Genomic DNA, 23,116 nt, shown 5'->3' with positions numbered 1-23,116 from the left:
GCCACCCTCCTTCCCAACGCCGACCCCCACCCCTGGCAATTCGGCGGCCGCCGCTAGATCGGTGACGCTCAGGGAGCGAGCCGCCGCCCGCCAGCGGACGGCGCACGACATCCTCCGCGACCTGGACCTGCTGGGCCGTTGGAGCAGGTACGGCGATCCGGTCGTCGTCGGGTCCGTGGCCATCGGCGTCGTCGTACCGCCGGACATCGACCTCGAGATCTACTCGGACGAGCCGCGAGTCGCCGACGGGTTCGCCGTGATGGCACCGCTCGCCGAACTGCCGAGCACGCGCCGGATCACGTACCTGGATGCGCGGGACCGGCACGAGCAGGGGCAGTACTGGAAGCTCGAGTACGAGTTGACGGCCGATGCGACCTGGACGATCGACATGTGGGTGTTCGACCGCGCCGCGCGGGGCGCCGATCTCACGACGGCGGTTCGGGAGGCGCTGACGGACGAGACCCGTGACTACATTCTGACGATCAAGGAAGAGGCTGCGGCTCTCGGGGAGCGCGCGTACGGGTACTGGCTTTACCAGGCTGTGCTGGATGCCGGCGTACACAGCTACCCGGACTTCAAGGCATGGCTCGGTGAGCGCAACATCTACGAGCGCACGTCGTGGGCGCCCCGGAGGACTTTGTAACGGAGGTGAGTGGCGTCTCGGCCCTCCAGGATGCGGAGTAGCTCCAGTTCTGCGGGGTGGGCGTTGAACAGGCGGCGGCCGGTGCCCAGGAGGACTGGGACTACGTGGAGTTCCAGTTCGTCCAACTGGTCGGCGGCCAGGAGGGACTGGGCGGTGGCGGCGCCGTGGACGAGGATGGCGCGATCGCCGGCGGCGGCTCGGGCGTCCGCGACGCAGGTCTCGAGGTCGGTGTAGAACTTCGCGGTGCCGGGTGGGACGTCGGCCTCGTCGACGTGGTGGGTGAGGACGTGGATCGGGACACCGTCGTGATGGTCGCCGTTCCAGCGGCCGGCGAGCTCGAACGTACGACGTCCCGCGATGACGGCCCCGGTCGCCAGCGCCTCACCCACGACCTGCCCGTTCACCCCCGGCTTCATCCGGTCGTCCAGCCAGTTGAACAACCGGCCGCCGCCGCGGCCCAGCTCCTGTCCAGGCTTGTCGTCCGGCCCGGTGATGAAGCCGTCCAGGGACATCGACATGTACAGCCGGATCGGTCCGCTCATGACGTCCACCCAACCGCGCCCAGCTTTCAAAGCCCTTTCACGTCGGGATCCAGGCGGGCCACCAGGGCGGGACGTTGCCGGGGCAGATACCGGGGGATGCGGCCGGGGTGCCCTGCCAGGAGAACAGGGCCAGGTCGGCGATCGCGATCGCGATGGCGGCGGCGACCAACGAGAAGAGGAAGGTCTTACCGGCGTACCGGAAGACCAGGTTGAACAGCACGAGGTTCACGATCAGGGCGAGCGGCAGGCCGAGGAAGAGCAGGGTCAGCCCGTTCGGAACGCTGCCGGCGACGTCGACCCGGCATTCCTTCCACGCCCGCGACGTGATCACGATCAGCCCGAAGGCCGCCCCGCCCCCGACGACGACGGTCAGGAACTTCTCGCCCCGGCTCCCCTTCGCAGCAATCGCCATGTGGATCACCGTAAGTGATGCCGGCGTCCACTTCAGCTCGAACAGCCCAGCAGCGCCACGACGACGCGGGTATCCAACGGGCTCCTGCGGTGCTGCGGCGGCGCTCCGGCACCGCAGTCACGCGCAGCCATGGATTCGGCCCCAGCGGAACTTCCAGCTCTCCGGGCCCATCCGGGCGGGCCCCGGCGCCGAATGCTTGCAAAGAATTCGTCTGAGAGAGGATCGATCATGAACTTGCGTCGTACGATGTTCACCCTGGCGGCGGCTGCTGTCGTTTCCCTGGCCACCGCGGTTCCGGCGCACGCCGATCAGAAGGTGACGTTCAAGCTGGACGAACTGAACGGCAGCGGCTCCCAGGCCACCGCGACCCTCACGGCACGCGATGACGGCAGTCTGCACGTGAAGATCACCGGCGACGGGTTCACGCCGAACTCGCCGCACGCTCAGCATATCCACGGCGCGGCGCACAGCCGCAACTTCTTCTGTCCGCCGGCCAGCGCGGACAAGGACGGTGACGGTCAGATCGCCACCGAGGAAGGACTCTCGCAGTACGGTGACGTGTTCGTCTCGCTGACGACCAAGGGCGACACCTCGAAGAAGAGTGGGCTGGCGGTCGACCGGATGCCGGTCGCCGACGAAAGTGGCCGACTCAGCTACGAGCGGACGATTCCGGCCAGCGGGCTGCCGGCCGGGACGATCGACAGCCTTCAGCACCTGCACATCGTGCAGCACGGCCTCGATGTCAACGGCAACGACAAGTACGACATGGCCGCGCTCGGCGAGTCGGTGTTCGCCAAGTCCCTCGGAGTGAGCGGGATCCCGGAGGAGGCGACCAACCCGGCTACCTGCGGCGAGGTCGCTGCGACCGGTGGCGTCGAGACCGGCGCCGACAGCACCGGCGGCGTCGAGAACCTCGGCCTGTTCGCCGCCGGAGGCATCGCACTGCTCGGAGCCGGCGCGGTTCTGACGGTGCGCCGCCGTGTCCGGGTCACGGCCTGACGCGATGTTCAGCTTCCTGCCTGCTCGCGGCCGGAGGCGCTGACCGGCTGTTGCGGCAGCGGCTCTCGCGGCCGCAGGTGTGGCGGCCGTCGTACTGGCGGTGGTGACGCAGCAGCCGTCACCACCGCCAGTACCCGGCGCCACCGGGACCGCGCCGACTACGATCGCCACTGCCACCACCATGCCACCGGCTCGCCCGGCAACACCTCCGGCCAAGAACCGGGCCCTGCCGTTGGCACTGGATCGGTCCGAGCCGGTTCGGATCGACATCCCGCGGATCAAGGCGTCGTCGGCACTGGAAGACCTGGAACTGGACGACGCCGGCGTCATGACGGTGCCGGTCGACCCGGACAAGGCGGGATGGTTCACGCCATCCCCGACACCGGGTGTGATCGGCTCGTCGGTCATCGCCGGGCATGTCACCTGGAACCGGCGCCCGGTGGTGTTCTTCCGGCTCGGGGAGTTGCGCCGAGGAGACCGGATCGATGTCGCCCGCGAGGACGGCACCACCGCGACCTTCACCGTGGACCGGATCGGCCGGTTCGCCAAGGACAAGTTCCCCACCAATGAGGTGTACGGGGCATCAGATCAGGCCTCGCTGCGGCTGATCACCTGTGGCGGCAGCTACGACAAGGCCACCCGCCGCTACAGCGACAACGTCATCGTCTGGGCGAACCTGACCTCTTCCCGGCATCGCAACTAACAGCTCCGCAGGGTGGGCGCGGGTCGACTCATCTCGGACCGCGCGGGTACCCGGAGCAGCGATTGCCGACGGTCGTAGTGCGCAAAGGGGGCGGTTTCAAGGGGTCGTTGCGCACTGCCTTGGTTTCTAGGTGGTGAGTAGATCATGCAGGCGCTCGGCTGGGTGTCCCAGCCGAGCGTTTTGCCTGACCGCCGGCTGTCCTTCCGGACATGACTGTCGAACAACGTCATCCCGACCGCAACGAACCACCGCGACTTCGCCGCAGGCGACCCTGAAGGCGATCATGTCCGCGACGACTACCCGCCCGATGCCCCGAACCCGCCAAAAGCTCAGTAGCGCCACCGCAACGCGCGAACCCGGTCCTCCAGTGACAACGCGCCCAATGCCTCCGCGTCATGACGCCGGACGGCGAGGAACGGGTCGACGATCGCCTCACCGAGAGCGCCGCGGATCACGGTCGACCCTTCGAGCGCGACGAGCGCGTCCTCCAGCGTGCGCGGCAGTCGGCGCACACCCATCCGCTCGCGCTCGGAGTCCGAGTACGTCGCCGGGTCGTGGTCCACCCCCGCGGGCAGCACCGTCTTCCGCTCCAGCCCGGTCAGCGCACTCGCGATCACGGCCGCGGCCGACAGGTAGGCGTTCCCCGACGGGTCGCCGATCTTGATCTCGCAGTTGGCCGAGTCCGGGCGGCTCGTGATGCTGCCGGGCACGTAGCGCAGCGCGGCCTCGCGATTCTCCGGTCCCCAGCACGCGAAGGCTCCGGCCCAGTTCCCCGGCACGCGTCGATCGGCGCTGACCACACTCGGCGCGAGTACGCCGGTCAGCCCGTCGACCTCGGCCAGCACGCCCGCGATCAGGTGCCGCGCGTGCTCCGACGGACCGCCGCCGTCCCCGAACGGTACGCCGTTCAGCGTCGCGGAGAAGTGGATGTGCGCGCCGTTGCCGACGGACCCGGCCACCGTGATCGGCGCGAACGACACGAGCAGGTCGTGCCTGCGAGCCACCCGGTGTACGACGAGGCGCGCGAGCTGCGACTGGTCAGCCGCGGTGACCGGAGATGCGGGCGGCAGCGCAACCTCGAACTGACCCTGGGCGTACTCCGGATGCAACTGCTCCGCCGGCACCCCGGCCGCATCGAGCGCCTCCAGCAGTTCGACCGCGAAGTCCTCCAGTTTCAGCGTCGCCAGTACGCCGTACGCCGGGCCGAGCGTCGCCACCTGGGGATCGCCGGGATCACCGGTGAACACGGTGAACTCGAGCTCGAACCCCAGCTTCACGTCGAGCCCGGCCGCGACCGCCCGTTCTGCCTGCCGCCGCAGCGCGGCCCGCTGGCAGATGTCGATCGGCTCGTGGTCCTGGGACAGCTGATCGGCCGGCGCCCAGAAGACGGTGTGGTCCGGGCCGAGCGGCGCGGCCGCGGCGAGGTCGGGTATCAGCCGGTTGTCGCCGACCGGCCCGTTCACCGCGGGGGACGAGGTGACGCCGTCGTCGGTGCACATGATCGCGAACACCGGCGACAGACCGACTCCGTCGCGGGCCGCGATGCGCAGCCGCTGGGCCGGCACCGACTTGGCCCGGGTGATGCCGGCATTGTCGACAATCGACGTGATCAGCATCCGCAGCCCGCCGTCGAGCAGCGCGTTGACCTGGTCCGCGGGCTGGAGACTGTCGGTGATGGACACGCTCACCTTGGTACCACGTCAGCGGACGAGCAGGCGTTGGCGACGATCGCGGTGGCGGCGGCGAGCAGGGCCCGGAGCTCGGCCGAGTACATCTCGAGGACCAGCCGGAGCAGACCGCCGAGCTGCTGATCAGCCTGCTCGACGGCCAGCACCCAGGAGTCGCTCCAGCAACCGCGGATCCGTCGGCCAGGCGTTCAGCAGGGTCTCGCGGGGAATCGAGCGGGCGGCGTACCGCAACAGCAGGACCACCGCGACGACATCGTCCAGCGGGCCGATGACGGGTAGGAACTCAGGCAGCAGGTCGATCGGTGACAGCACCCAGAGCGCCGCGACCAGGAGGGCGATCCTAGCCCGCCGAGGTACGTCGGGATGCTTGCGCAAAGCCCGCGCGGCCGTCACGCACGAGGGCAGGAACTCGGCCACCTGCCGCAGCAGACCATCCGGCAGCCGGTGCGCGAACAGCATCATCAGCCCGCAACTGACTGCCCACAGCCCGACCACCACCCCGGCGACGACCAGTGCCTCGACCACGGCTCAACGATAATCGGGGCGTGAGTGACCTCAGGTGTGGGCACAGGCGGTAACTGTGGAGCGCTGGCCGAAGAGTTCGTACCGGGTAGGGATCTCGGGCTGGCGGTACGCGCCCTGGCGGAAGGTCTACTACCCGGAGGGCCTGCCGCAGCGTGCCGAGCTCCAGTACGCCTCCCGGAGACTCAACTCGATCGAGCTGAACGGGTCGTTCTACTCGTTGCAGCGCCCGTCGTCGTACCAGCGGTGGTACGACGAGACGCCGGACGGCTTCGTGTTCGCGATCAAGGGTCCGCGGTTCGTCACGCACATGAAGAAGCTGGCCGACGTGGACGCGCCGCTGGCGAACTTCTTCGCCTCCGGAGTACTTGCGCTCGGCAACAAGTTCGGACCGGTGCTCTGGCAGCTCCCGCCCACCCTCGGGTACGACGCCGACCGGCTGGCAGCGTTCTTCGACTCGCTGCCGAGGACGACCGCCGAGGCCGCGGAGGTTGCCAAGGGTCACGACGAGCGGATGGAGGGTCGCGCGCTGCTGGAGTGCACGGTCGACCTTCCGCTCCGGCACGCGATGGAAGTACGGCATGCGAGCTTCGAGACCAGGGAGTTCCTCGACCTGCTGCGCCGGCACGACATCGCGGTGGTTTGTGCGGACACGGCCGGCAAGTGGCCGATGTTCGACGATGTCACCACTGACTTCGCCTATGTCCGCCTCCACGGCGCCGAAGAGCTCTACGTCAGCGGGTACGACGACAAGGCGCTCGACCACTGGGCCCGCAAGATCAGAGCGTGGAAGCGCGAGTCCTTCGTCTACTTCGACAACGACGTGAAGGTGCGGGCGCCGTTCGACGCGGAAGGCCTGGCCCGGCGCCTGAAGATCAGTTCGGCCTGACGAACTGGTCGGCGACCTCAGAACAGCCGGGCCGTCACCGGCTCCTCCAGGTCCAGCAGGAACTGCTGCCGCTCGAGCCCGCCCGCGTAACCGGTCAGCGAGCCGTTCTTCCCGACCACGCGGTGACACGGGACGACGATGCACAACGGGTTCTGGCCGACCGCCTTCCCGACCGCTTGCGCGGTTTCACCGAGCCGTGTTGCGATCTCGCCGTACGATGTGGTCGCGCCGTACGGGATCCCCTCGATCACGGACCACACGCGGAGCTGGAAGTCGTCACCGCGCAGGGCAGTCGGAAGGTCGAACGAGGTCCGCTCACCGGCCAGATAGTCCGCCAGTTGACGAGCGGCCCCGGCGATGACCGGGTCGGTCGCCTCGGCCCGGTCACCGAGGGTTTCGGCGGCCGGCCTCACCCAGTGGTGCGGGAAGTAGACGCCGGCCAGGGCGTCGTCCGAGGCGACCAACGTGAGGTCACCGATCCGGGTGCTGACGATCGCGTGCCTGTTCATGCCGATGGAACGGATCCGCACCCGGATGTGTGCGGCCTCAGGAGCTGACGCGGTCCCGGGTCCGGCTCCGGAACTCCCGGCCGATCGTGGTCACGTCCGCACGGGCCACATCGGTCACCGCGATTCCCGGCTGACCGTCCGCCGGGCCCTCGGCCACCAGGTTGCCGCGCGGATCGATCACGCTCGACTCCAGACCGCCGTCCGGATTGGCCGCCGCGGCCAGGCAGATCCAATAGGTGTTCGTCACGGCGATCCCGCGGCTCTGGACCCCGATGTGCTCGTTCTGCGGGATGTGGCTGCAGTACGACACCAGTACGCCGTCGACGTCGAGCCGGTCGTACTCGGTGAACAGCTCGGGAAAGAGAACGTCCAGCCCGAGCGCGAGGCCGAACCGGTACCCGTCGACCTCGAAGGTCACGGGCTCCGTGCCCGGGGTGTACATCCAGGTGATCTTGGTGGTCGACAGCATCCTCTCGTCGTACCGGGCGACCACCGTTCCTTGGTCGGAGACGACGTACATGCTGTTGTGCGGGCGGGTCCCGTCGGGCAGTTGGTGCACCGAGGGGATCACTGTCCACACCCTGAGCTCACCGGACAGTGCGGCGATCCGGTCGAGCTCCTCCTGCAGGACTGTCCAGTCGGCCCTGCTCCAGTCGGAGGGGCCGATCTCGTCCGGACCGAGCTCGGACATGACGCGCTTGCTGGGGAAGCAGATCGCGCCCTCGGTGAAGTGCACCAGGCGCGCGCCCGCGTCAGCGGCCCGCCTCATGAGGTCGCGGACCTCGGCGCCGCTGCCACGCAGCAGCGTCGGGTCGGTCGGGTCTTCGTGAACCGTCGACTGGGCGACGGCGATGCGTAGGGTCTTTTCCGGCATGTCTGGTTCTCCTGAGGGAGTCGGACGGAAGTGCCGGAGGGCAGCCGTGTAGGACTCGCCCGTCTTGGCGGCGCGGGCTCGAACCCGTCGCTTGAAGTTCCTGTGCGCTGTCATCTGGCCTTCCACGCACTCGCACGCGATCCCCCAGCAACCCCGCCGAGGCGACAGACCAGGACGAGCGACCCGAGACCAGGAGTCCCTTTGCCTTCTCGGCGTGACCGGGCTGGGGCCGGTCGACGAAGGTGAGGCGCGGGCCGCGCCGGGCTCATATGCTTCCTCAGCGGGCGCGCGGTCGTCAAACGCCCACGCCGTACCCCGGCGGCATAGGGCGCGCACCGATGCGGTTGTCTTGGGGGGACGGGTCGACGAGGTTGGGAGCAGAGGGTGAGCATTCGCGTCGGGTACAAGGCGTCGGCGGAGCAGTTCGGGCCGCGGGACCTGGTGGAGTACTCCGTCCGGGCCGAGGAGCTCGGGCTCGACAGTGTGACCGTGTCGGACCATTTCCTGCCGTGGCGGCACGAGGGCGGGCACGCGCCGTTCGCGCTCGCCTGGCTGGCGGCCGTCGGTGAGCGGACCGACCGCGTGCTGCTCGGGACGTCGGTGCTGACGCCGACCTTCCGGTACAACCCGGCGGTGATCGCGCAGGCATTCGCCACCTTCGGCGTGCTGTACCCGGGCCGGGTGATGCTCGGTGTCGGCACCGGCGAGGCGCTGAACGAGATCGCCGTGTCCGGAATGGAGTGGCCCGAGTTCAAGGAGCGGTTCGCCCGGCTGCGGGAGGCGGTGCAGCTGATCCGCGACCTGTGGACGAAGGAGGGGGTCAGCTCCGAGGGCCCGTACTACCCGACGGTCGACGCGTTCATCTACGACCGCCCGGAGACCCCGCTCAAGGTGTACGTCGCGGCCGGCGGACCGCTCGTGGCCAAGTACGCCGGTCGCGCGGGCGACGGCTTCATCGCGACCTCCGGCAAGGGCATGGAGCTCTACACCGACAAGCTGATGCCGGCCGTTCGCGAGGGCGCCGAGAAGGCCGGGAAGAACTTCGAGGACCTGGACCGGATGCTCGAGGTCAAGGTCTCCTACGACCGCGACCCGGAGCTCGCGCTGGAGAACACCCGGTTCTGGGCGCCGCTGTCGCTCACGCCGGAGCAGAAGCACTCCGTGACCAGCGCGACCGAGATGGAGCGGCTCGCCGACGAGCTGCCGATCGAGCAGGTCGCGCAGCGCTGGATCGTCGCGTCCGACCCCGAAGAGGTGCTCAAGCAGCTCCGGCCGTACGTCGACGCCGGCTTCAACCACTTCGTCGTCCACGGCCCGGGGAACGATCAGGAGCGGTTCCTGACCCAGTTCACCGAGGACGTCCTCCCACTGCTGCGGAAGCTCGCCTAACGGTACAGCCCGGGTAGCGGTGCGGCTCGGCCTAGCGCAGGTCCTCCGAGAAGGCCTTGCCGGCCTGGGTGAGCAGCGGAACTGCGCGTTCGAGCAGCTCTTCCGACATCCGGCCGGCCGGCCCGGAGATCGAGAGTGCCAGCCGGGACGGTGCCTCGGGCACCGCCACGGCGACGCACCGGACGCCGAGCTCCTGCTCGCCCTCGTCCGTGGCGTACCCATGCTCCTCGGCGCTGCGCAGCTGTGCCGCGAACGCGTCCGGGTCGGTGATCGTGTTCTCGGTGTGCTTCGGCATGCCGGTGCGATGGAGAAGTTCGCGCACCTCGGCCTCTGGCAGCTGCGCGAGGATCGCCTTGCCGACGGCGGTGCAGTGCGGCAGCACCCGGCGGCCCACCTCGGTGAACATCCGCATCGAGTGCCGCGACTGCACCTGCGCGAGGTAGACGATCTGGTCGCCGTCGAGCATCGCCATGTTGGCCGACTCGCCGAGCTCGTCGACGAGCCGGGTCAGGTGCGGCCGGGCCCAGACGCTCAGCATGTGCGACGAGCTCTCGCCGAGCCGGATCAGCCGCGGGCCGAGAACGTACTGCCGGGACGGCTCCTGGCGCAGGTAGCCCAGGTCGACGAGCGTGCGGACCAGCCGATGGATCGTGGGCAGCGGCAGGCCCGAGGCCGTGGCGAGCTGGGACAGGCCCATCATTCCGCCGGCGTCGGTCATCGTCTCGAGCAGCCCGAAGGCGCGCTCGATCGACTGCACGCTGCCGGAGCGGCCCTTGGCTTCGCTGTTCTCCACCACCGCAGCCTCCCTTTCCGGATCATGGAAGTTTAGCGACAGATAGCGGATATTGCGGCTTCCGCAGAGTAGACATTACTATCCGCAATACGGAAACCCCCGTCAAGGTGAACGAGGTGTGCTCTGATGACTCACGTGGACGATCTCGCCGGCGAGCTGGATCGGCTGCTCGCCGCGGCCGATGCGGAGTTGGTGGCGCGGTACCCGGGTGAGCGCGGGGTGCGGCAACCCGTGCACACCGTCTACGTCCCCGCCGACCGGTTCCACGCCGACACAGTGCGCGAGTGGGGCGAGCAGGCGAAGGCCGCCTTCAAGGCCAATGACCTCTCCGAGGCGGTGGACCTGCCGCCCGGGCTCGCCGACCGGGTGAGCGCCAAGCTCGACCGGGAGCCGATCGAGGACCTGCGGATCGACTTCGAGGACGGCTACGGGACCCGGCCCGACCAGCAGGAGGATGCGGCCGCGGTCGACGCGGCCCGCGCGCTGGCGAAGACGATCAGCGACGGCACGGCGACGCCGTACCACGGCCTGCGGATCAAGTCCCTGGAAGCGCCGAGCCGCCGCCGCGGCCTGCGCACCCTCGATCTCTTCATCGGCGAACTCTCGGGTGCGATCACCGACGGTTTCGTGGTCACACTCCCCAAGGTCACCTCCGTCGAGCAGGTCGAAGCAATGCTGCTCGTATTGTCGACAATCGAACGAGCGCACAACCTGCCTGACGGATCACTCAAGTTCGAGATTCAGGTCGAGACCCCCCAGGCGATCCTCGGCGCCGACGGCACCGCGCTGATCGCGCGGATGATCAAAGCCGGCGGAGCCCGGGTCACCGGCCTGCACTACGGCACCTACGACTACTCCGCCTCGCTCGGTGTCGCGGCGGCTTACCAGAGCATGGATCACCCGGTCGCCGATCACGCCAAGGACGTCATGCAGCTGGCGGCCGCCGGCACCGGCGTGTTCGTCTCCGACGGTTCCACGAACGTCCTCCCGGTCGGCGATCGCGACGCCGTGCACGCCGCCTGGCGCCTGCACTTCGGCCTGGTCCGCCGATCGCTTGCCCGCGGCATCTATCAGGGCTGGGACATGCACCCGGCCCAGCTCCCGACCCGCTACGCCGCGACGTACCTCTTCTACCGGGAAGGCCTGGAGACGGCCGGTGCCCGGCTGCGCGCGTACGTCGACGGCGGCGACTCCGGCTATTTGGACGAGCCCGCGACGGCTGCCGCGCTCGCGGGCTACGTACTGCGCGGCCTGGAATGCGGTGCCGTCGACCCGGCGGAGGTGGACGCGCTGACCGGCGTGGACGCCGCGGGTCTGGCGACGTTGGCCCGGAGACCGGTGCGGTCGTGAGCACACCCGGCTAGCCTCGCGACATGCGACTGGTAGCCGAGTTCACCACCGAGCCCTTCGATGTCGACGGGCAGCCGCCCGCGCATGCCACCGAGGCGTTCGAGGCTGCACAGCGGGCGGGCCTCGAGAGCGACTTCGGGCCGCTGGGTACGTCGGTCCGCGGTGAGGACGACGTGTTGTTGCCGGCGTTGTCCGGCGTACTCCAGGCTGCCTTCGCGCACGGCGCCACCCAGGTGACAGTGCAGGTGCGCCAGGACGGCGTGGTCAAGGTGTCCCGTGAGGCCGGCGGCCTGAGCGGGTTGCTGGCGGAGGTTGCGGCCGAGCTCGGTGGGTCGTTGAGTGGGTTGTCCCGAGGTGAGAAGCAGCGCGCTGTGCTGCTACTGGAGGCCAAGGGAGCGTTCGAGTACCGCAAGTCGGCGGAGATCGTGGCGGAGGCCCTCGGCGTCACCCGCTTCACCGTCTACAACTACCTGAACAGGGCGCGCGACTGAGAAATTCAACAAACTGTTGACGGGCCATCGGGTGGCATGCGACTCTCGTCATACGGAAATTCGATTTCGTGATTCGAGAAGGTGTGATCCGTGGATCTGCAGGAGTTCAACTCCGCTCCGGACGAACGGCTGCGCCCGCTGCTGGCGGCCTGCTGCGACGTCCCCCGCTGGGCCGACGGCGTCCTGGCCGGCCGGCCGTACGCCGACGCCGCGGCGCTGACCGCGACCGCGGACAAGGGACTGCGCGAGCTCGACACCGCCGACGTCGACCGGGCGCTGGCCGCCCACCCGCGGATCGGCGACCGGGCGGCGGGCGCGAGCACCGAGGCGGCCTGGTCGCGCAACGAGCAGTCCGGGGTCGGCGACGATCCCGGCGTCCGCGCGGCGCTCGCCGCCGGCAACCGGCAGTACGAGGAGCGGTTCGGCCGGGTGTTCCTGATCTGTGCGACCGGCCTGTCGGCGCAGCAGATGCTGTCCAGCCTGCGCGAACGGCTGACGCACGACGAGACCGCCGAAGCGTCCGTCGTCCACGAAGAGCTTCGGAAGATCGCACTCCTTCGTCTCGCGAAGGTGGTCGCATGAACGAGCGCAGCGTCAGCAAGCACAGCGCGGTCGGTGCCTCGTCCGTGCCCGGAGCGAAGCGAGGACGTGGATGAGTTCGATCAGCACGCATGTGCTCGACACCGGGCTCGGTCGGCCTGCCGCGGGTGTGCCGGTCCGCCTGTCCCGCGTCGCCGCCGGTGAGGTCGCCGTTCTCGGCGAAGGGATCACGGACGCCGACGGCCGGATCACCGACTTCCAGCCGGGCCTCGAGTCCGGCACGTACCAGCTGTGGTTCGACGTCGCCGCCTACGCGGGCGCGTCCGGCCAGAGCATGTTCTTCCCCGAGGTCACCGTGACCTTCACGATCACCGACGAGCGGCACCACCACGTCCCGCTGCTGCTCAGTCCGTTCGCCTATTCCACCTACCGAGGGAGCTGACCCATGGCCATCCACCTGGGCGCCAACCAGTACGGCAAGGCCGAGAGCCGGGTCGTCCGCATCTACCGTGACTCGCCGCGGCACCAGATCCGCGACCTGAACGTCTCCTCCGCGCTGCGCGGCGACTTCGAGGACGCGCACACGACCGGCGACCAGGCCGACGTACTGCCGACCGACACCCAGAAGAACACCGCGTTCGCCTTCGCCAAGGAGAAGGGCGTCGGCGCGATCGAGGACTTCGCGCTCACACTCGGTGGCCACTTCATCGACTCCGCCCCGGCCGCCGAAGGCGCCCGGATCGAGGTCGAGGAGTACTCCTGGGAACGGATCCCGGTCGACGGCGAGGGCCACGACCACTCGTTCGTCCGGGCCGGCAGCGGCGTACGGACGACGGTCGTCAACGTCGAGGGCCGTGGTGACGAGCGCAGGGCGTATGTCGTCTCCGGCATCAAGGACCTGGTCGTGCTGAAGTCGACCGGCTCGGAGTTCCACGGCTTCCTGAAGGACAGGTACACGACCCTGCCGGAGACGAACGACCGCATCCTCGCGACATCGCTGGTCGCGCGCTGGCGGTACGACCACGCGGGCGTCGACTGGGACAAGTCGTACGACGAGATCAAGGCGCTGCTGCTGGAGCAGTTCGCCACGATTCACAGTCTCGCGCTGCAGCAGACCCTGTACGGGATGGGTGAGGCGGTGCTCGAACGTCACCCCGAGGTCGCGGAGATCAGGTTCTCGGCGCCGAACAAGCACCACTTCCTGGTCGACCTGAGCCCGTTCGGCCTGGAGAACCCGAACGAGGTGTTCATCGCCGCGGATCGCCCGTACGGCCTGATCGAGGCCACCGTGGTCCGCGACGACGCCTCCGACGCCGGCTCGGCGTGGCACGCCGTACCCGGATTCGTGTAGGAACCTCCAACTCGCGGGTCGCCGGGCGGGCCCGCGTTGTGCTCGCTGCCGGTGACGCGACGTCATTCGCCTTAGTTGACTGAGATCATGGACACAACGCCGATCGTCATCGACCGGGCGGCCGTGGTCACCCTCGACCGCACCCGCCGTGAGTTCACCGGCCATCTTGTTGTTGAGGGCAACCGGATCGTCGCGGTCGGCGCCGGGCCCGCGCCGGTGTACGACGGTGCGCGGGTGATCGACGGCCGCGGGTGCCTGCTCACGCCGGGGTTCGTGAACACCCATCAGCACCTGTACCAGTGGGCGACCCGGGGGCTGGCCGCCGATTCGACCCTGTTCGGCTGGCTGACCACCCTGTATCCGGTGTGGACGGGTATCGACGACGTCGCCGTGCACCTGGCCGCGCAAGCCGCGCTGGCCCAGCTTGCCCGCACCGGCTGCACCACCGCCGCCGACCACCACTACCTCTTTCCGCGCGACGGCAAGGACCTGCTCGAGGCCGAGATCATCGCCGCCGCGCAGCTCGGCATGCGGTTCCACCCTGCGCGCGGCTCGATGGACCTCAGCCAGAAGGACGGCGGGCTGCCGCCGGACTCCGTCGTCGAGGACCGCGACGAGATCCTGACCGCCACCGAGCACGCGATCAACCGCTGGCACGACCCGAGCCCCGACTCGATGCTCCGGATCGTGGTCGGCCCCTGCTCGCCGTTCAGCGTCACCGGTGACCTCATGCGCGACGCCGCGGTACTCGCGCGACGCAAGGGTGTCCGGCTGCACACCCACCTGGCCGAGACCACCGACGAGTCCGACTACTGCCGCGATCACTTCGGCTCCACCCCGCTCGAGTACGTCGCCGACCTCGGGTGGACCGGGTCCGACGTGTGGTTCGCGCACGGCATCCACTTCTCCGACGCCGAGATCTCGCGGCTAGGTGCATCCGGCACCGGCGTCGCCCACTGCCCGAGCTCCAACGCCCGTCTCGGCGCCGGGATCGCCCGCGCCGCCGACCTCCGCGCCGCCGGCAGTCCCGTCGGCCTCGGCGTTGACGGTGCCGCAAGCAACGAAGCCGGCAGTCTGGTCGAGGAGTTGCGGCACGCACTGCTGTTCGCCCGGGCCCGCGGTGGTCCGGAGGCACTCGACGTACGCGCCGCGCTGGAGATGGCAACCCTCGACGGCGCCCGCATCCTCGGCCGCGAGGACGACATCGGTTCCCTCGAAGTCGGCAAACTGGCCGACCTCGCCCTGTGGCGCCTCGACACCCTGCAACACGCAGACATCACCGACCCGGTCGCCGCGCTCGTCCTCGGTACCCCGCCGCCCCTGGAGCTCCTCCTGATCAACGGCCGCCCGGTCGTCGAGCACGACACCGTACTCACCGTCGACGAGGTCGCGCTCGCCGCACAGGTGGTCAAGGTTCACCAACAACTCGTGACCAGAGCCAGCTGACCCCCACACCCGGCTACGCGCGCTCCTCAACGGATCTCACCGATCAGGCCGAGAGTTATCCGTCCAGCTCCAGTTGGAGCTCTACAATCCACTGCGCTTGGTCGTCGCCCGCGGCTTCGAGGAAGTGGTAGCGCCAGCAGGGCTCCTCGAGCAGCTTCTCGTAGCCGTTGGACTCCGCCCAGTCCCGTAGTACGGCATGGGCAGTGGACAGACCGCCCATCGGCCCTTGATGAATCGTTGATGCCACCGTCTTCGCCGGCAGCCGGCGGGTCTCCAGGCCAGGCACCGAATCGTCCGGCGCAACGTAGCCGGCGGTGACCTCAACAGAGCGGCCGTCGACCGGCAGCAGTCGCGCGACAGGAGTGGTTCGATCCGCCCCGGCCGCCTCCATCCGCTCGACGACCTGCGCGAAAAGCGATTCGAGGTCGGCGCCGCCGTTCGGAACGACCGCGGACAGAGCTGCGATGGTGACCGCGTCGACGTGTTTGGTCTCGACCTGAGTGTTCATCCGGGTCTCCTCTTCGATCAGCCGGAGTCTCGCCGTCACCCGATCGAGCGCGTGCCGGTCTTGCCGCACGCGTCGTTCGAGCTCAGCCTGGCGAAGCCGCAGCATCCCGCGCAGTTCCGCGGATTCCACGCCCTCGTCGAGCAGTACGCCGATCTCGTCGAGGCTGAAGCCCAGCGCCTTGAGCGCGATCAGGCGGTGCAGCACCGGCAACTGCGTGACGTCGTACGATCGCCGGCCGTACGGATCGGTCCGAGCCGGCTTGAACAGGCCGATCCGGTCGTAGTGGCGCAGCATGCGCGTCGACACACCGCCGCGGCGGGCGAACTCTCCGATGTCCATCATCACGTCCAGCACTCTGGCAGTTGACACGGTGTCAACCGCAAGGGCACAGGCCGGTGCGGACCCTCGACGCGACCGACCGCGACGTGGTGCTAGTGCCTCGCCCGGAAACGTTGGGGTCGTAACTGTTGACGAGCGTGGTCGCGTTGGGTGCCTGCGCCGATCCTCCGCCACCTGATGGGACTTGGGGCATCTGGTCAGCTGTCCCCAGTCCCGATTTGCCGTCCACGGTTGGGATCCCGGCTGGTGTCTGCAGTTCGACAGGAGGTGTCCGGCGATCGAGCCGGATTGCTGGTCTGCTCAGGCGTGCTTCGTGGGCAGTGGGCGCATACGTCCTGTCGAACTGCAGCCAGCGGCGGGTTACGACCTCAACGTTTCCTGACTCGGCACTAGCTGATCGCGCCGGACCCTCAGCCGAGGCTGGCCGAGGCCAGGTGGCGCAGATCGGTGACAACCTGTGGAAAGGCTTGGAGATCCTGACTGATCAGCGCGGCCAGGTTCTGACTCTGCATCCAGCCTGGTGCGGGCTCCTTGCCCACCTCGACGTCCAGTCGCTCGGCGAGGTGGCAGAGGTGGAGTGAAACTTTGCGGAGGAACAGGCTGTCTCCGATCGGCGCCAGTACGCCGCCGGAGTCGACGTACTCGTGGAGAACGCGGGAGATGCGGGCCGGGTCGTCAGCGCCGAAGCCTGCCGCGGCACGGCCGATCTCGAGGGTGGCGCTCTCGCACGCCACGCTTTCCCAGTCGATCAGGACTGGGCCGTCTGCTGAGGCCAGGACGTTGTGCGGCTCGAGGTCGCCGTGGCTCAGTACCTGGTCGTTGGCTGCGGCGAAGGCAGCCTGGATCGACTGGCCCAGTTCTTCGAGAAAGCCGATCTGGTGATGAGAGCGTCAGCCCACTGCCTGCCCTGGCTCCGGCCGAGTCGTGCCCATTCCTCCCAGCGATCGCGCGGGAAGACTCCCCACCAACGCCATTCGGGTTCCTCGTCCGGCAGCGGCATGAGCTCGTGCAGCGCCGCGGTGATCCGGCCGAGCCACGGCGCTACGTCGTCGGCGTCCGTCAGCGCGCGGTGATCGATCCAGTCGTACAGGCGGATGGTGCCGAGATCGTCGACCCGGGCCGCGTATCCGAAGGCGGGCTCCAGGGGGTCGATCGGGCGTGCGACAGGCAGACCTTGTGCGAGCGCGGCCGACTCCAGCGCCATGCCCTGCTCGATATGCGTCCACCAGGGCGGGTCTTCGAGGCCCCACAGTCGTTTGACGAGATAGTCGCCTGACTCCGTCCGAAGACGCCAGGTCTCGAAGCTGGTGTGCTGGACCGGCTCAAGAGATTCGACTGGTCGTCCGAGCCCGAAGGCCTTGGCGATGGATTCCACCTGGAGCATTCTCCCGGGTGAGTCGAGCTGACCAGCCTCGACGTGTGTGAAACGGGTGCTCAGGGAGCCGGGTTCGTGTCGATGCCGAGGGTTGTGAGACGGGTGATCAGGTCGTCTATCCAGGCTGGTGGTGTGTGGAGGTCTGGGAGGGGTACGCCGGCTTCGGAGCGCCACAGGGCGTCATCGAGCATCGTGCGAAGGTGCCCCAGGCCATGACTCGGTCGAGGGACAGGGTGCGGGTGGTGAGGTGGTTGTAGTGGTGCAGGGTGGTCTGTAGGAACTCGACGTTTCCGACGGTGAGGCGAGTACGTCGTCGGCCCAGTCACACCAGCGTAGGACGGACTCCACCTGGTCCGGGGGGATCCACTTCGCGATGCGATCGCGGATGGTGTTCGTCGTCGCCAGGGGGAGGAGGACCGGTGCGAGACCGCCGAGGTGGTGCTCGACTCGTTCGAGGGTTGCCGGGTGGTGCAGGCCGGCAAGAAACCGCGCTAGCTGGTGTCCGACGTGGTCCCGGTCGGTCGAGTCGACGATGTCGAACAGCGCCGTACCGGAGACGCGTCTGGTGACGAGAAGGACAGGGTCGATGCTGCTGGCAACGATCTCCGGGAGGTGTGAGATCCGGGGATCGTCCGCCAAGGCGGCCAGGATGTGGATTTCGTGTGCTACGCGGAACGCGGCTGGGGAGCACTCACTGAGCCACTTCATGCTCCCGTCGAGCGCCCGCCGCACCTCCGGGCGGGCACGCGACCGGTGGCCGCTCGGTTGCTGTTGACAACTCGGCGGCCACCCTGGCGTGTGCCGGAAGACAGTCAGCGACCCATGCCGCGGTCACGCTTGGCGGCGTCGCGTACTTCGGGGGAGTCCCAGCGGCCGCCCTTGTCCTCGATGTTCTTGGCCGCCTTGAGATGTCCCATCTCCCGGAGCTTGTCGACGACGGGTCCGTGCGCTTTGAGAAGATCGGCCGCCTTCTGCATCGCTGCGTCGTCCTTGCGCTTGCTCACGTTCATCTCCTGTGTGATTCATGGTGAGGTCGTGCGCAACCACTGGTGATTCCGCGACATGTTCTCACCGCCTTCGGGTCACGCATCTGACGAGAACTTCGAGCAGGCGGTTCCCTGATGGTGGATTCACTCGGGATCCCGGGTGAGGAGCAGGTTTCGATGCCTGCCACAACCATTGCGGACCGTGCGCGGGGCGAGGGGCGATCACCGGTGGAGGAGTTCTCCGTCGATCCAGACTGCGTGGACGTCCGCGGATGTGCCCAGGGTGAAGATCCGGGCCAGGGCTTCTTCTGCGTCGTCGGCGTGTTCTACGCCGACCGCGAGGGGGGAGCCGTCGGCGGGGCGGAGTAGTTGGGCGTCGAAGCGTTTGCCGACGCTGAGGTCGCCGACCTCGGGGAGGCCGAGGGCGTCGGCACCGGCTGCGGTTGCCAGGTAGAGCAGGTGGGCGGAGTTGAGGGAGAAGCCCTGGTCGCCGATCAGTTGCTGGCAGAAGTACGCCTGCAGGCCCTCCTTGAGCAGCGAGAACCCGGTCCCGGCGCCGACGTCCGAGCCGAGGGCTACGCGGACGCCGTACTGGAGGTGCCGTGAGAGCGGGAACAGCCCGCTGCCGAGGGCGGCGTTGCTGGTCGGGCAGTGGGCGACGGCCGCACCTGTCTCGCCGAGCACCTTGAGATCTACGTCGGTCGGGTGGACGTTGTGCGCAAGCACGCTCCGGCGGTCGACGAGCCCGTGCTTGTCGTACGTGCTCACGTAGTCGCTGCCGCCGAAGAGGTCGGCCACGGTGGCGATCTCCGCCTCGTTCTCGTTGACGTGCGAGGTGAAGAGCGAGCCCGGCACCTCGTCGAGCACCCGGCGGCAGGCGGCGAGCAGGTCGTCGGTGCACGAGAGCGAGAAGCGCGGCGTGACGGCGTACCGGTTGCGGCCGACGCCGTGCCAGCGCTGCGCCAGTGCCAGGGACTCCGTGTACGCGCGGACCGGCGTCGTCAGCAGGTCCTCGCGCAGCAGCCGGTCGCTGACGACCAGGCCGCTGGTGATCCGCAGGCCCACCTCCGACGCGGCCGAGAACAGTACGTCGACGGCGTCGGCGTAGTGGGCTCCGAACACCAGTGCGCTGGTGGTCCCGGCCGCGGCGAGACCGCGGACGAACTCGGCTGCGACCCCCGCGGCGTAGCCGACGTCGGCCATCCGGGCCTCTTCCGGCAGCGCGTACCGGTCGAGCCACTCCAGCAGCGGTAGGCCGAGTCCGCCGACCGCCCGGATCTGCGGGAAGTGCACGTGGGTGTCGACGAACCCGGGCAGCACCAGCCCGCCGGACAGGTCGACGATGTCCTCGGCCGGGTGCGCCCGGCGGACGTCGCCGAAGGCGCCACGGGCGAGGATCACGCCGTCCCGGACCAGCAGTCCGGCGTCGGCGTCGACCCGCAGGGTGCCACCGGTGAACGGGTTGTCCGGAGTGTCGAGGAACGTGCCTCGGTAGATCGTCATGCTTTCGCCTCACGGTGAGCAGGGTTGCGTTCGGCAACGAAAAGGTGGAGCAGCCAGGCAGCGACGCTGACGGCGATGGTGGCCGGTTCCTTGCCGGCCAGGCCGGGCAGGCCGATCGGCGTGGTGATCCGGTCGATCGCCTCGGCCGGGTTGCCGTCCTCGGCGAGCTTGCGGCGGAACCGCGCCCACTTGGCGCTGGACCCGATCAGCCCGATGGTGGCCAGGTCGTCCCGGCGGATCGCGGCGTCGCACAACGCGGCGTCCTCCGCGTGGTCGTGGGTCATCACCAGGACGTGGGTGCCGGACGGCAGTTCGCCGACGACGAGCTCCGGCAGGACCGGCACGTGGTGCACGTGCACGTTTGCGACCGCGTCGTCGAGCACGCCCATCCGCTCGGTCACCAACTGGTCGGGTCGCGAGTCGACCAGGTGCAGCTCGATGTCGTGCCGGGCGAGGATCCGGGCCAGTTCGAGCCCGACGTGCCCGATCCCGAAGATCGCGACCGACGGCACCACCGGCAACGGTTCGAGCAGCAGCTTCACCTCGCCGCCGCAGCACTGGACCCCGTGCTGGTACGGCGCCCTGTCCGACAACGGGATCTCGATCACCTCGGGCTCGACGGATCCCGACGAGATCATCGCCCGCGACCGTTCGACCGCGAGTGCCTCCAGGTTGCCGCCACCGACCGTCGCCCAGGTCCCGTCCGCGGAGACCACCATCTTGGCCCCGGCCTCCCGCGGCGCGTGCCCGCGGACCGACAGCACGGTCACCAGGACACCCGGCAGCCGCTGCTCGCGCAGCCGCGACACCGCCTTCATCCATTCCATGCCGGTCGTCACACCCCGCTCGTCTCGAGCGGCTCGGACCCCACCGACGACCGGGCCCGGTCCAGCGCCCAGTAGACGGCCTCGGGCGTCGCGGGCGAGGCCAGGTCCACACTCGTCCCGGCCGGACCGAACGCCGCCGCGGCCTGCCGCAAGGCCTCGCGCACCGCGAACGCGAGCATCAGCGGCGGCTCACCGACCGCCTTCGAGCCGTAGACCGCGCCGTCCTCGTGGGCCTTCTCCAGCAGGTTGACGTTGAACTCCGCGGGCATCTCGGAGAAGCTCGGCAGCTTGTAGGTGCTCGCGGCCTGCGTGGCCAGCCGGCCCCGGTGCGGGCCGTCGCTCTCGTCCCAGCGCAGGTCCTCGAGCGTCAGCCACCCGGTGCCCTGGACGAAGCCGCCCTCGATCTGGCCGATGTCGATCAGGGGGCTGAGGCTGTCGCCGACGTCGTGCACGATGTCGACCCGGCGGAGCGTGTAGGCGCCGCTGAACCCGTCCACCTCGACCTCGGCGGCGGCGACGCCGTACGCGAAGTACTTGAAGGGCTCGCCGCGCATCGCGTTGGCGTCCCAGTGCAGTCCCTCGGTGCGGTAGAAGCCGGCCGCCCAGAGCTGGACGCGCTGGTGGTAGGCGGTGTGGACGAGCTCGTCCCAGCTCAGGCTGTCGCCGGACAGACCGCTGACCTGGCCCTCGACGAACCGTACGTCGTGCGGACCGATGCCGAGCTTGCCGCCGGCCACCTGCGCGAGGCGGTCGCGGATCTGCTCGCAGGCGTTCTTGATCGCCGCGCCGTTCAGGTCCGCCCCGGACGACGCCGCGGTGGCCGACGTGTTCGGCACCTTGTCGGTCCGCGTCGGTGCCAGCCGGACGCGTGCCAGCGGGAGACCGAGCGTGGTGGCCGCGACCTGCAGCATCTTGGTGTGCAGGCCCTGACCCATCTCGGTGCCGCCGTGGTTGATCAGCACCGAGCCGTCCTTGTAGACGTGCACCAGCGCGCCGGCCTGGTTGAACGCGGTCAGGTTGAACGAGATGCCGAACTTCACCGGCGTCATCGCGAGCGCGCGCTTCGTGTGCGGGTGCGTGGCGTTGAACGCCTCGATCTCCGCCCGCCGCCGGACGACGTCACCGTTGCCGGACACCTGGGTCCAGCACGACTCCAGCCGGTCGGCGTGCCGGACGGGTTGCCCGTACGGCGTGGTGTCGCCGACCCGGTAGAGATTGCGGCGACGCAGTTCGGTGCCGTCGTACCCGAGCATCGGCGCACAGCGGCCGAGGATGTCCTCGACGACGATCATGCCCTGCGGTCCGCCGAAGCCGCGGAACGCCGTCTGGGACGTCTTGTTCGTCTTGGCGATCCGGCCGTCCACGCGGACGTTGGGAATCCGGTAGCTGTTGTCGATGTGGCACATCGCGCGCGCGAGCACCGGCTCGGACAGGTCGAGGCTCCAGCCGCCGTCCGCGGTCAGCGTGGCGTCCAGCGCGATCAGGTGGCCGTCGTCGTCGAAGCCCGCGCGCCACGCGCTGTGGAAGCCGTGGCGTTTGCCGGACATGGTGATGTCCTGCGTGCGGTTGAGCCGCAACCGCACCGGCCGTCCGGTCAGCGTCGCCCCCAGTGCGGCGATCGCGGCGAACCCGTGCGGCTGCATCTCCTTGCCTCCGAAACCCCCGCCCATCCGGAGACACTGCACGGTCACCTCGTGGCTGGGTACGCCGAGAACGTGCGCGACGATCTCCTGCGTCTCGGACGGGTGCTGCGTGCTGCTCTGCACGAAGATCTGGCCGTTCTCGTCGACCAAGGACAGCGCGGAGTGGGTCTCCAGGTAGAAGTGCTCCTGGCCGGCGAACTCGAACTCGCCGTCGAACACGTACGCCGCCGAGGCGAACGCGGCCTCGACATCACCCCGGGCCAGGTGCCGCCCGGTGCCCTGGAAGCTGCCCGCCGCGATCGCCTCGCGGACCGTCACCAGCGAGTCGAGTGGTTCGTAGTCGACCTCGACCGCGGCCGCCCCGAGCCGCGCGGCCTCCAGCGACTCCGCGAGCACCCAGCAGATCGCGTGCCCGTGGAACATCGCCTCGGTCGGGAACAACGGCTCGTCGTGCTTCACCCCGGCGTCGTTCACCCCGGGTACGTCGTCCCCGGTGAGCACCCGGACCACGCCCGGTACGTCGTACGCCGGCTTGACCCGGAGATCCGTGATCCGCGCGTGCGTGTGCGGTGACTGGACCGGCCAGGCGTGCAGCACGTCCTTGGTGCGGACCACGAAATCGTCGGTGTAGAGCGCCTGGCCGGTGACGTGCAGCGCCGCGCTCTCATGCGGCAGTGGCAGACCGACGACGGCTTGCTGCGGCCGTTCGGACAGCGAGCTCATTCGCGTCCTCGCTTCGCTCCGGGCGCGGCTGAGGCACCAGACACGCTGTGTTTTCTGATGAACTCGCTTCG

26 protein-coding genes are annotated in these 23,116 nt (G+C 69.1%); 11 read left to right on the top strand and 15 right to left on the bottom strand.

Going from position 1 to position 23,116, the window contains the following annotated elements:
• Positions 1-643 (top strand): hypothetical protein (locus E1218_RS16185; RefSeq protein ID WP_233712263.1); only part of this gene is annotated, 643 nt, incomplete at its 5' end.
• Here the strand turns inward: E1218_RS16185 and E1218_RS16180 are convergent.
• Complete coding sequence (locus E1218_RS16180) at positions 604-1,185, bottom strand: dihydrofolate reductase family protein (RefSeq protein ID WP_132320889.1); 582 nt, start codon at positions 1,183-1,185, stop codon at positions 604-606. The two genes, E1218_RS16185 and E1218_RS16180, sit on opposite strands and share 40 nt — an antisense overlap.
• Positions 1,186-1,222: 37 nt before the next feature.
• Positions 1,223-1,597, bottom strand: a complete 375-nt coding sequence (locus tag E1218_RS16175; protein WP_132320887.1) for a hypothetical protein — start codon at positions 1,595-1,597, stop codon at positions 1,223-1,225.
• Positions 1,598-1,825: 228 nt separating this feature from the next.
• Between E1218_RS16175 and E1218_RS16170 the strand changes: the two genes are divergently transcribed.
• Both E1218_RS16170 and E1218_RS16165 read left to right on the top strand, forming a co-directional pair.
• Complete coding sequence (locus tag E1218_RS16170) at positions 1,826-2,596, top strand: hypothetical protein (protein ID WP_132320885.1); 771 nt, start codon at positions 1,826-1,828, stop codon at positions 2,594-2,596.
• A 181-nt stretch (positions 2,597-2,777) separates the two neighbouring features.
• Positions 2,778-3,299, top strand: coding sequence for a class F sortase (locus E1218_RS16165; protein ID WP_132320883.1), 522 nt, complete (start codon positions 2,778-2,780; stop codon positions 3,297-3,299).
• A gap of 329 nt (positions 3,300-3,628) precedes the next feature.
• On the opposite strand, the gene E1218_RS16160 is transcribed toward E1218_RS16165, so the two are convergent.
• Genes E1218_RS16160 through E1218_RS16155 form a run of 3 tightly spaced genes read right to left on the bottom strand, consistent with a single transcriptional unit; the run spans position 3,629 to position 5,512 of the window.
• On the bottom strand, positions 3,629-4,981 hold the full coding sequence (locus tag E1218_RS16160) for a glutamine synthetase family protein (RefSeq protein ID WP_132320881.1): 1,353 nt from the start codon (positions 4,979-4,981) through the stop codon (positions 3,629-3,631).
• Between the two features lie 2 nt (positions 4,982-4,983).
• Positions 4,984-5,133, bottom strand: a complete 150-nt coding sequence (locus E1218_RS36090) for a hypothetical protein (RefSeq protein WP_165949289.1) — start codon at positions 5,131-5,133, stop codon at positions 4,984-4,986.
• Positions 5,111-5,512: a YkvA family protein gene (locus E1218_RS16155; protein WP_233712262.1), complete on the bottom strand. Its 402-nt coding sequence runs from the start codon at positions 5,510-5,512 to the stop codon at positions 5,111-5,113. The genes E1218_RS36090 and E1218_RS16155 overlap by 23 nt, the downstream gene beginning before the upstream one ends.
• Before the next feature lie 55 nt (positions 5,513-5,567).
• On the opposite strand from E1218_RS16155, the gene E1218_RS16150 reads away from it, so the two are divergent.
• A complete protein-coding gene (locus E1218_RS16150; protein WP_132320879.1) occupies positions 5,568-6,398 on the top strand; it encodes a DUF72 domain-containing protein in 831 nt (276 codons plus the stop codon).
• A gap of 17 nt (positions 6,399-6,415) precedes the next feature.
• On the opposite strand, the gene E1218_RS16145 is transcribed toward E1218_RS16150, so the two are convergent.
• Both E1218_RS16145 and E1218_RS16140 read right to left on the bottom strand, forming a co-directional pair.
• Positions 6,416-6,907, bottom strand: coding sequence for a methylated-DNA--[protein]-cysteine S-methyltransferase (locus E1218_RS16145; RefSeq protein ID WP_132320877.1), 492 nt, complete (start codon positions 6,905-6,907; stop codon positions 6,416-6,418).
• A 37-nt stretch (positions 6,908-6,944) separates the two neighbouring features.
• Positions 6,945-7,781, bottom strand: coding sequence for a carbon-nitrogen hydrolase family protein (locus E1218_RS16140; RefSeq protein WP_202866045.1), 837 nt, complete (start codon positions 7,779-7,781; stop codon positions 6,945-6,947).
• A gap of 384 nt (positions 7,782-8,165) precedes the next feature.
• Between E1218_RS16140 and fgd the strand changes: the two genes are divergently transcribed.
• Positions 8,166-9,170: a glucose-6-phosphate dehydrogenase (coenzyme-F420) gene (gene fgd / locus E1218_RS16135; RefSeq protein ID WP_132320873.1), complete on the top strand. Its 1,005-nt coding sequence runs from the start codon at positions 8,166-8,168 to the stop codon at positions 9,168-9,170.
• Between the two features lie 31 nt (positions 9,171-9,201).
• Here fgd and E1218_RS16130 read toward each other — a convergent pair whose 3' ends face one another.
• Positions 9,202-9,966 carry an IclR family transcriptional regulator gene (locus tag E1218_RS16130; protein WP_132320871.1) on the bottom strand — a complete coding sequence of 255 codons (765 nt, stop codon included), beginning with the start codon at positions 9,964-9,966 and terminating at the stop codon, positions 9,202-9,204.
• 123 nt (positions 9,967-10,089) lie between these two features.
• Here E1218_RS16130 and E1218_RS16125 point away from each other — a divergent pair, with 123 nt between their 5' ends.
• The 6 genes from E1218_RS16125 to E1218_RS16100 all read left to right on the top strand — a co-directional run bounded on the left by E1218_RS16125 (position 10,090) and on the right by E1218_RS16100 (position 15,141).
• Positions 10,090-11,313, top strand: coding sequence for a DUF6986 family protein (locus E1218_RS16125; RefSeq protein ID WP_132320869.1), 1,224 nt, complete (start codon positions 10,090-10,092; stop codon positions 11,311-11,313).
• A gap of 23 nt (positions 11,314-11,336) precedes the next feature.
• On the top strand, positions 11,337-11,804 hold the full coding sequence (locus tag E1218_RS16120) for a helix-turn-helix domain-containing protein (RefSeq protein ID WP_132320867.1): 468 nt from the start codon (positions 11,337-11,339) through the stop codon (positions 11,802-11,804).
• Positions 11,805-11,894: 90 nt separating this feature from the next.
• On the top strand, positions 11,895-12,386 hold the full coding sequence (gene uraD / locus E1218_RS16115) for a 2-oxo-4-hydroxy-4-carboxy-5-ureidoimidazoline decarboxylase (RefSeq protein ID WP_132320865.1): 492 nt from the start codon (positions 11,895-11,897) through the stop codon (positions 12,384-12,386).
• A gap of 70 nt (positions 12,387-12,456) precedes the next feature.
• Positions 12,457-12,786 (top strand): hydroxyisourate hydrolase, encoded by a 330-nt coding sequence (gene uraH, locus E1218_RS16110; protein ID WP_132320863.1) that lies wholly within the window; start codon positions 12,457-12,459, stop codon positions 12,784-12,786.
• A gap of 3 nt (positions 12,787-12,789) precedes the next feature.
• A complete protein-coding gene (gene pucL, locus E1218_RS16105; protein ID WP_132320861.1) occupies positions 12,790-13,695 on the top strand; it encodes a factor-independent urate hydroxylase in 906 nt (301 codons plus the stop codon).
• A gap of 87 nt (positions 13,696-13,782) precedes the next feature.
• The gene (locus E1218_RS16100; protein WP_132320859.1) at positions 13,783-15,141 is read left to right on the top strand and encodes an 8-oxoguanine deaminase; all 1,359 of its coding nucleotides are present in this window, start codon (positions 13,783-13,785) and stop codon (positions 15,139-15,141) included.
• A 55-nt stretch (positions 15,142-15,196) separates the two neighbouring features.
• Here E1218_RS16100 and E1218_RS16095 read toward each other — a convergent pair whose 3' ends face one another.
• From E1218_RS16095 to xdhB, 7 genes are all read right to left on the bottom strand, one after another.
• Positions 15,197-16,018: a MerR family transcriptional regulator gene (locus E1218_RS16095; RefSeq protein ID WP_132320857.1), complete on the bottom strand. Its 822-nt coding sequence runs from the start codon at positions 16,016-16,018 to the stop codon at positions 15,197-15,199.
• Between the two features lie 380 nt (positions 16,019-16,398).
• Positions 16,399-16,797 carry a phosphotransferase gene (locus E1218_RS16090; RefSeq protein WP_233712264.1) on the bottom strand — a complete coding sequence of 133 codons (399 nt, stop codon included), beginning with the start codon at positions 16,795-16,797 and terminating at the stop codon, positions 16,399-16,401.
• A complete protein-coding gene (locus E1218_RS16085) occupies positions 16,794-17,363 on the bottom strand; it encodes a phosphotransferase (RefSeq protein WP_132320853.1) in 570 nt (189 codons plus the stop codon). The genes E1218_RS16090 and E1218_RS16085 overlap by 4 nt, the downstream gene beginning before the upstream one ends.
• 812 nt (positions 17,364-18,175) lie before the next feature.
• A complete protein-coding gene (locus tag E1218_RS16080) occupies positions 18,176-18,367 on the bottom strand; it encodes a hypothetical protein (RefSeq protein WP_132320851.1) in 192 nt (63 codons plus the stop codon).
• A 204-nt stretch (positions 18,368-18,571) separates the two neighbouring features.
• Positions 18,572-19,852 (bottom strand): guanine deaminase, encoded by a 1,281-nt coding sequence (guaD, locus tag E1218_RS16075; protein WP_132320849.1) that lies wholly within the window; start codon positions 19,850-19,852, stop codon positions 18,572-18,574.
• The gene (gene xdhC / locus E1218_RS16070; protein ID WP_233712261.1) at positions 19,849-20,691 is read right to left on the bottom strand and encodes a xanthine dehydrogenase accessory protein XdhC; all 843 of its coding nucleotides are present in this window, start codon (positions 20,689-20,691) and stop codon (positions 19,849-19,851) included. Before xdhC ends, guaD begins: the two co-directional genes overlap by 4 nt.
• A complete protein-coding gene (gene xdhB / locus E1218_RS16065; protein ID WP_132320847.1) occupies positions 20,688-23,045 on the bottom strand; it encodes a xanthine dehydrogenase molybdopterin binding subunit in 2,358 nt (785 codons plus the stop codon). Before xdhB ends, xdhC begins: the two co-directional genes overlap by 4 nt.
• Positions 23,046-23,116: the final 71 nt, after the last annotated feature.

The organism is Kribbella turkmenica, assembly GCF_004348725.1.
In the GTDB taxonomy this organism is placed as follows: Bacteria; Actinomycetota; Actinomycetes; order Propionibacteriales; family Kribbellaceae; genus Kribbella; species Kribbella turkmenica.
Note: the sequence above shows the minus strand (reverse complement) of the source record. Positions and strands in the feature narration are given on the sequence as shown.